Here is a 7,649-nt window from a genome sequence, read left to right as displayed (position 1 = left end):
CAATGTAGTGGAGAAACTGGAAACCCGGGAAGCTGTGTCAGCCGTGGCCAGCGGGATGGCAACTTTACAGCATGCACCAGATGACGCCCGGCTTCCGGTCGACTCTTTACTCGTCGCTATACCTGTAGGAGCAGAAAAATCCAGAACTGCTATACCTCGCAGTACCAAAAAGGCGGAAGCTTCCCGGCAAAAAACAGCCACCCCTCCTGCCGGCCCAGACACAAAGCCATCCCGCCATAATTTAGGTATAGCCTCCTCCCACGACCAGCCACGCACCCTGAGGGGAAAGGTCGGAAATAACCATACAACCTCGCGTTACTCATCCGGCGACTCGGCGTTATGGGCCAGGTCTTTTACCGGTATACCCCGGGGCATTCCGGTTCTGGCACCGCTTCAGCTGGAGCGTATCGTCCAGGGCTATGCAACGGCAGACTCGCTTCGGGCTGCCAGCCTGAAAAGAAATCCTACCTACCGGGTAGAGCACCTGCCCGATAGCACCATTACGTATTTCCAGCAGGTGAACGGACGGCATTTCAGGATATCGGTCGATACGCTGCAATACATCGCCTTGCACCTGGACAGCATCTGGCGCCACAAAAAGCCGGATTTCAACATCCGGGCAGAAGAGATTGCGGCCCTCCATGTACTCAGAGACAGTTTGATCGTTCTGAAAAATGCAACGGCTTCCCGGCTGCAAGCTCAGCGTATGGCTGCGCTGGAAATGCCGGGCCGAGTGGTTCTCCGGCATCCTCCCAGAGCCCCGCAGGAGACGCAGTCCCTTCTGACCGAAGCCTCCCCCAGAGCACTTGTTGATGCGTATGAAAAGCAGCCGCCTGTGCCGGCTATACCTGCCAGGCCCGCTGCCGTACCGGATCCGGTGAAGGTAGAAGCCAAAAAGGAAAAGCTGAACGACGTGGTTGAGAAGATGGTGGTAGAGTATGTGGCCAAGGATGTGCCGCTGCAGGAGCGCCTCAACCTGGCTAACCTGAAGCCCATGCTGCAGGCAGAACTCACCAACAAAGGCATTTGCCTCGACTTCGGGTACTGGGTGCTTTCGGGCCGGCAGGACACGGTGGCGGCCGGGCACATCGTAGCCGCCTCCGACAGCTTTGCCACCTACAAGGCCAACCTGTTCCCCAACGATATCTTTGACAAGCCCGACTACCTGGCGGTATACTTCCCCGATAGCCATACCTATGCCCTGCAGTCGCTCTGGGTCATGCTACTCTTCTCGGCTGCCTTCACGCTGGTGATCGTAGCCACCTTCGGCACGACCATCCACATCATTTTCAAGCAGAAGAAGCTTTCGGAGATGAAGAACGACTTCATCAACAACATGACGCATGAGTTCAAGACGCCGATCGCCACCATTTCACTCGCCACCGACTCTATTGCCAACCCCAAGGTATACGCTAACCCGGACAAGATAAAGTATTATACCAACATCATCCGGCAGGAAAACAAGCGCATGAACGTGCAGGTAGAGAACGTGCTGCAGATCGCGCAGCTGGAGAAAAATGAATTTGCCATGAACCTCCAGCTCATAGACCTGCATGCCCTGATCGCAAAGGCCGTGGAGAGTATACAACTGCAGGTAGAGGAGCGTATGGGGCAGATCACCGCGCAGCTCAACGCCCTGGAGCATGTGCTGAAGCTGGACGAGGTGCATGCCTACCATGTGATCTGCAACCTGCTGGACAATGCCAACAAATACTCCCCGGGCAGCCCCGAGATTAAACTTGTGACCCAGAATGTGGACGGCGGCATTATATTGGCAGTGGAAGACAAAGGAATGGGCATGACACGGGATACCCAGCTGCGGGTGTTCGACAAGTTTTACCGCGTGCCGACCGGCAATCTGCACAATGTGAAGGGTTTCGGGCTGGGCCTGAGCTATGTCAAAGCCATCGTAAAAGCCCATCACGGCAACATCAGCCTGCAGAGCGAACCTGGCAAAGGCAGCAGATTTGAAATATTCCTGCCATTTCATGCATAATTCTTTCGGGCACAAGCAGCTTTTTGCTTTCGCCTGACATCTATTGTACATCATCTATCACTAGCAACCTGTATTATGGCTGAGAACGGACTCCATATTTTACTGGCCGAAGACGATCCGAACTTTGGCATCGTGCTCAAAGACTACCTGGAACTGCATGACTACCATGTAACGCTCTGCAATAACGGCTGCCAGGCCATCACGGCATACCGCAAAGGGAAGTTTGACCTTTGCATACTCGATGTAATGATGCCCGAAAAGGATGGCTTTACCCTGGCCCGCGAGATCAAGAAGATCGATGCGAATGCACCGCTCATTTTCCTGACGGCCAAAAGTATGAAGGAAGATATGCTGGAAGGTTTCCGGATCGGGGCCGATGACTACATCACCAAACCCTTCGACTCGGAAGTGCTGCTGTACAAGATCAAGGCGATCCTGCACCGAAAGGCAGGAGCTCCTGTGGCAGAAAAGGCAGAAGTAACCGATTTTACCATCGGGCAGTACCAGTTCCAGCCGAATTTCCGGTTGCTCCACATCAACGGGGAAACGCATAAGTTGTCGCCCAAAGAAGCGGAGCTGTTGCGCCTGCTTTGCCAGCACCTCAACGATGTTACGCCGCGCGAAGTGGCGCTGCAACGTATCTGGCACGAAGACAGCTATTTCACGGCCCGCAGCATGGACGTCTACATTGCCAAGCTCCGCAAATACCTGCGCGAAGATCCGGCTGTCGAGATCATCAACATTCACGGACAAGGCTACCGGCTTTGCGCCCATAACGGTGTGATGCTGTAATATTAGGCAACGACAAGGTACTGGCTAAATCGCGTTTTTATTCTAACAGATCAAATAATTTTTTTCATTATTTTAATAAAATAATATAGCAATGTTGTTATATTTGAAAAGGATTCAAAACAAACTTATTCTTTTCAAACTTCAACTTTATGCCAATGAAAAAATTTTTACTCTTTATCATGCTTGCCGTAGTTTTCACATCCTGCGGTCCTCAAATTTATACTGCTGCTTCTTTTCAAGAGGCCAAAGTGAAGCACAAGACAGTCGCCATCGTACCATTTGATGTAATAATTGAGTCGAGAAAGCTACCCAAAGGGGTCACCGTTGAGATGATTCAGCAGCAGCAAAAAGACTATGGTTATGGCTTGCAGAGCGACGCCTATGGTTACTACCTGAGACAAATGAGCAAAGACCTTTACACCGTCAACTTTCAGGATGTAACTAAGACGAATGCGCTACTGGCAGATGCAGGAATCACTTATGAAAACCTCAACTCCACTTCCAGAGACCTGATCTGCAAAATATTGGGTGTAGACGCCATTGTTTCCGGTAAAGCGACCATGAGCAAGCCGATGTCAGACGGGGCAGCTATCGCTGTCGGCTTGTTGATAGGTGCTTGGGGCTCAACAAATTCAATAAACACATCCATCACCATACATGAGGGTGAAAGAGGAGATCTGCTCTGGAAATACGACTATGCTGCTTCAGGAAGCGTAGGGAGCAACAGACAATCCTTATCGAATGCGCTGATGAAAAATTCTTCCAAGAAATTCCCTTATAACAAAAAATCCTAATCAGGCTTATTCTCCCTTGCATCCACAAAAAAGCCATACAGTGTAAGACCTGTATGGCTTTTTTTAAGGTATAGCCGTGTTGCCCTCACCTGGTAAAAAACAAACAAGCCTCCACCAAAGGTAGAGGCCTGCCATAATTACCAAAACACTAAACTAGCTATCTTTAGAAAGTAAAACCGACCGATGCTTTGATCACCCGGTTGAACGTTTCAAAATTACCCTTGCTATCCACGGTTTCCAGGCCATAGTCGTAGCCTGCACTCAGGTTCAGACCGCTGGCGAAGCGGTAACCGATCCCTCCTGTTGCTGCCAGATCAAACTCCCGGAAGCCGTTCTGCATGTCCCACTCCTGGTTCAGGGCGTTGAAGCCCAGCGCCCCTGCCTGCACCTGTACTTTGTTGGACACCAGGTAAGATACCTGCGGGCCGGCAAAGATGTGGAAACCTTCTCCTATATACAGTTTGGCCACGATTGGCAGATCAATGTATTCGGCTTTGTTGGTCACCGTTACACCTGCGTTGAGGAAGTCGAACTGTTCCATCGGTATCTTGCCTGTGAGCCGCATCCCTTTCTGAGAGTAGAGCAGGCCGGGTTCGATCTCAAATCCCGGAGCCACCGGTATAGCGACCACGGCTCCTATATGAAAACCTTCCCTCATTTTCCGGTGCAGGGACCCCTTGGTCATGTCCATCATGTCCTGGGCACTGTTGATCGTTTGGCCCTGCCACTCGGCCAGGTTCATACCTGCTTTAATACCAAAACGAACAGGTTGTCTTTGTTGCGCGCTAGCCTGCGTCACCGCAATTCCCAGAACTACGGCTACTAGTAGAAATATCTTTTTCATCTCACCTGTACTTAAAAATTGAAAATTAAGAAACCAAGCTGCGCTGCTTGATGGAGCACATGTAAGAATCATGCCAAATCCGTTTTAGCCGTTCGGCAAAAAGTTCCTTCTCTGATATAAATTATTCAAAATCAGCAATTTAATGATTTAAAATATTTTTATACCAGGCAAAAATCAGGTATACAGCACCCCGGATTATTTATAAATCTTATTTGGGTGAAGACTTCACTTCGCCTTACCTTTGCTGCCCCACAAGCCGGGAGACCGGCCAGTTAGATAGCACACGAAATGAACGACAAAAGACAGGTACGCCTCAACAGGCTGGCCGTACACCGGGTAGGTAACAAAGCAAAGGACGAAGGGGTGATCGCATCGAAGGAGCTGGTAGACCTGCGGGACGAGCAGCTGAGCGACCTGCTGACCAATTATTTTCTGGCGCCCTTCAAGCAGGAAGAGTTTTTCCGCTTCACCCATACCTCTGACCTGGCCCTGAATGAGATGTTTGCCTACTCGGCCCTCCTGTTTGCGGAGCCTGGCAAATTCCTGGAGTACTCCAGGCACATTCTGCACCACCTCTACGAGCAATCGGACCATCCGAGGGTGAAGAGTGGGGAGCTGTATGTGGTGCATCTATCCGGCTGTGTGATGGAAGAGGACATCGTGGACGCCATCGGCATTTTTAAGTCTGAGAATAAGGACACCTTCCTGACCTTCCAGGAAGCGGACGGCGACCTGAGCATGAACTACCACTCGGGCGTGAACATCAAAAGCGTGGACAAAGGCTGCCTGATCTTTAACACAGAGGCCGAAGATGGTTTCCGGGTGAAGCTCGTGGACGCCAACAGCACCGATGCCGTGTTCTGGAAAGAAGACTTCCTGCACGTAACGGAGCTCAAAGACACCAACTTTAACACGAAAACGGCGCTGAACCTATGCAAGGATTTTTCGGAAGAAGTGTTTGCCCAGACCGACAGCAAAAAAGCCCAGGTAGATTTTATCAGCCGCTCCGTGGATTACTTCTCCAAAAGCGAGACCTTCGACCTGGAGGAATTTACCAGCAGCGTGATCGACCAGCCGGAAACGGCCGAGCGCTTCAAGAGCTATACCCAGGCCTTTGCCGAGGAGCGCGATATCGAAGGCTTCACCGACTTTGCCATCAACAAAAACACGGTGCGCAACATGAAACGCAAGTTCCGCAACTTCATCAAGCTCGACACCCAGATCGAGATCAAGTTCAGCGGGTATAATCCGGAGCAGAGCGAACAGTACGTGGAACGCGGTTTTGACCAGGAACGCGGCATGCATTTCTACAAGGTATACTTTCACTCCGAGTCCTAGCGTTAGTCCTCAGCGCACCCGCCCCGAAACTATACCTGCGCGGGCAATGTTGCCTATGACACAGGCAGAAAGAAACGGAACAGTTTTTGTAATTGAAGCCTTAAACCAGATACGAACCTAATGAAGAAAGCAGCGCTCGCCCTCATATTCTTTGCCACCATTACAACAGCTGTTCTGGCCCAGGCCCCGGCCAATCAGCAGAAGCAGGCAAAAACCACCCAGAATGGCCCTAAAACCCTGGACCTGCGGGCCGATGAGATCACGGCCGGGATGGTCAAGAACCTGCGCCTTGTCCCGGACCAGGCTAAAAAACTTCAGGAGATCAACCGCACGAGCATGCGGCACGCCGAAGAAGCCCGCGCCCAATACAAGGCAGACCCACGGAAGCTGGCCCAGCAGATGGACATCATCAGTCAGACCCGCCTCTCCCAGATCAAAGACATCCTGACGGAGCAGCAGTTTGCCCAATACCAGTCCCGCCGGGAGGAGAAAATGGGCGTGCCACGGGAAGCGCAGAGCAGCCCGGCTTCCAGGCAAGGAGGCTACCAGGAAAATTACTAAGGTGATTACTTAATGGAAAGTTTTTTGGAAAGCATGGCAGACGCCATGCTTTTTTGTTGAAGGCTTTTCAGGCTTTCTTTCCCGGTATACCTTTCCCATCATTTGTTTACAGAGCGTGCGTAAGTAAAAATTGATTTTATGAAAAAGGCTGCGTAATCTTGCCGCAAAGGAAAATAGTATGCAGATCAGAAAGAAAGTAAAACTTGCCCTGCCTGCCGGAACCTCCCGTTATGTAGCGCTGGACATTTTTGTGAAGGCCGCCGAGAAGGAAAAGTGGACGGAGCAGGAAATTCAGACGGTGATCGATGAAGTGGTAGAGGCCGACGACAATGCCAAAGGGATACAGGCCCTGGAATACTACCTGGCCTAAGGTATAGCAGCCGCCTTATGCGCAAAGCTGCGGCGGCTGCTATACCTGTCGGGTGGTTCAGGCGTTGGTGCTTTCCTGCGGTTCCAGTTGCAGTTCCTGCTGGTTTTGCTGCAGCACGGCTATAATGAAGCTGATATGCTCCTGGAGGTCTACCCCGAAAAGTTCGGCTCCCTTGCGCACTTCGTCCCGGTCTACCGATGCGGCAAAGCCTTTGGTACCCAGTTTCTTGCTGACCGACCTGGCTTCGAGCCCTTCCAGCCGCTGCGGACGTACCTGGGCGCAGGCCACTATAAAGCCGGTCAGCTCATCGCAGGCGATCAGGCCCTTATCCAGTAAGGTTTCATAAGGTACTCCCCAATGGGTATAGTGTGCAGAAATTGCGTGGGCTATCTTCTCTTCGCCTTTAGCACGCAGCAACTGCACGATCACGTTCGGGTGCTGCTCCGGGTAAGCCTGGTAGTCTGCGTCGTGTAGCAGGCCTGTTACGGCCCATTCTTCGGTATTCTCTCCCAGCTTCGCAGCGTATGCCTCCATGACCAGCTCTACGGTGCGGGCGTGGCGCAGCAGGCTTTCGCTGGTGGTCATTCCCTTCAGGAGCGAAAGGGCTTCTTCTCTTGTCATCATTTTCCTGTTTTAAGCGCCCTAAAATAGGAAAACCAGCTTACTGCAAAAAGTTAATCTTCTTTTTTCGGATCCGGATGAGCCGTACTATACCTGGCCCGGGTTAATCTGCCATCGCGTAGCCAAACGTTTCCCGCAATTCGGGCTCTTCTTCCGGAAATTCTGACCGGGCTATTTCCACGTCATTCCAAAGCCCCATGATGTTGTCGTGCCTGCCTACCAGGATATCGATGCGGTTGCGGAATCGCCGGTTCATGGTGTCCCGCACGATATACATGCCATCCAGCTCGTCGGAGATGCCGCGTACCCAGACGGAGTCTCCATATTGAATAT

The 7,649-nt window shown here is 51.6% G+C and carries 9 protein-coding genes; 6 read left to right on the top strand and 3 right to left on the bottom strand.

Features of this window, described 5'->3' with window-relative positions; all coding sequences use genetic code 11:
• The 3 genes from OB13_RS15285 to OB13_RS15275 all read left to right on the top strand — a co-directional run.
• On the top strand, positions 1–1,996 hold a 1,996-nt coding region (locus tag OB13_RS15285; RefSeq protein ID WP_461491041.1), incomplete at its 5' end, for a sensor histidine kinase.
• Between the two features lie 75 nt (positions 1,997–2,071).
• On the top strand, positions 2,072–2,788 hold the full coding sequence (locus OB13_RS15280) for a response regulator transcription factor (protein WP_461491040.1): 717 nt from the start codon (positions 2,072–2,074) through the stop codon (positions 2,786–2,788).
• Between the two features lie 155 nt (positions 2,789–2,943).
• On the top strand, positions 2,944–3,582 hold the full coding sequence (locus OB13_RS15275; RefSeq protein ID WP_461491039.1) for a hypothetical protein: 639 nt from the start codon (positions 2,944–2,946) through the stop codon (positions 3,580–3,582).
• 163 nt (positions 3,583–3,745) lie between these two features.
• Here the strand turns inward: OB13_RS15275 and OB13_RS15270 are convergent, their stop codons facing one another.
• Positions 3,746–4,426, bottom strand: coding sequence for a porin family protein (locus OB13_RS15270; RefSeq protein WP_461491038.1), 681 nt, complete (start codon positions 4,424–4,426; stop codon positions 3,746–3,748).
• A gap of 288 nt (positions 4,427–4,714) precedes the next feature.
• Between OB13_RS15270 and OB13_RS15265 the strand changes: the two genes are divergently transcribed.
• The 3 genes from OB13_RS15265 to OB13_RS15255 all read left to right on the top strand — a co-directional run bounded on the left by OB13_RS15265 (position 4,715) and on the right by OB13_RS15255 (position 6,695).
• The gene (locus OB13_RS15265; RefSeq protein ID WP_461491037.1) at positions 4,715–5,764 is read left to right on the top strand and encodes a nucleoid-associated protein; all 1,050 of its coding nucleotides are present in this window, start codon (positions 4,715–4,717) and stop codon (positions 5,762–5,764) included.
• Between the two features lie 120 nt (positions 5,765–5,884).
• Positions 5,885–6,325 carry a hypothetical protein gene (locus OB13_RS15260; RefSeq protein WP_461491036.1) on the top strand — a complete coding sequence of 147 codons (441 nt, stop codon included), beginning with the start codon at positions 5,885–5,887 and terminating at the stop codon, positions 6,323–6,325.
• A gap of 178 nt (positions 6,326–6,503) precedes the next feature.
• Positions 6,504–6,695, top strand: coding sequence for a hypothetical protein (locus OB13_RS15255; RefSeq protein WP_461491035.1), 192 nt, complete (start codon positions 6,504–6,506; stop codon positions 6,693–6,695).
• Positions 6,696–6,752: 57 nt separating this feature from the next.
• On the opposite strand, the gene OB13_RS15250 is transcribed toward OB13_RS15255, so the two are convergent.
• On the bottom strand, positions 6,753–7,319 hold the full coding sequence (locus OB13_RS15250) for an HD domain-containing protein (RefSeq protein ID WP_461491034.1): 567 nt from the start codon (positions 7,317–7,319) through the stop codon (positions 6,753–6,755).
• A gap of 100 nt (positions 7,320–7,419) precedes the next feature.
• On the bottom strand, positions 7,420–7,649 hold a 230-nt coding region (locus tag OB13_RS15245), incomplete at its 5' end, for an RlpA-like double-psi beta-barrel domain-containing protein (protein ID WP_461491033.1).

This window comes from Pontibacter sp. HJ8, from assembly GCF_054824225.1.
The sequence above is the reverse complement of the archived record's forward strand: the minus strand, read 5'-3'. Positions and strand labels throughout refer to the sequence as shown.

Bases quoted from the DNA above. Each gene is read 5' to 3' on its own strand.
- OB13_RS15255 (WP_461491035.1), top strand. From the start codon at position 6,504: ATGCAGATCAGAAAGAAAGTAAAACTTGCCCTGCCTGCCGGAACCTCC.
- OB13_RS15270 (WP_461491038.1), bottom strand. From the start codon at position 4,426: ATGAAAAAGATATTTCTACTAGTAGCCGTAGTTCTGGGAATTGCGGTG.
- OB13_RS15280 (WP_461491040.1), top strand. From the start codon at position 2,072: ATGGCTGAGAACGGACTCCATATTTTACTGGCCGAAGACGATCCGAAC.
- OB13_RS15265 (WP_461491037.1), top strand. From the start codon at position 4,715: ATGAACGACAAAAGACAGGTACGCCTCAACAGGCTGGCCGTACACCGG.
- OB13_RS15250 (WP_461491034.1), bottom strand. From the start codon at position 7,319: ATGATGACAAGAGAAGAAGCCCTTTCGCTCCTGAAGGGAATGACCACC.
- OB13_RS15275 (WP_461491039.1), top strand. From the start codon at position 2,944: ATGAAAAAATTTTTACTCTTTATCATGCTTGCCGTAGTTTTCACATCC.
- OB13_RS15260 (WP_461491036.1), top strand. From the start codon at position 5,885: ATGAAGAAAGCAGCGCTCGCCCTCATATTCTTTGCCACCATTACAACA.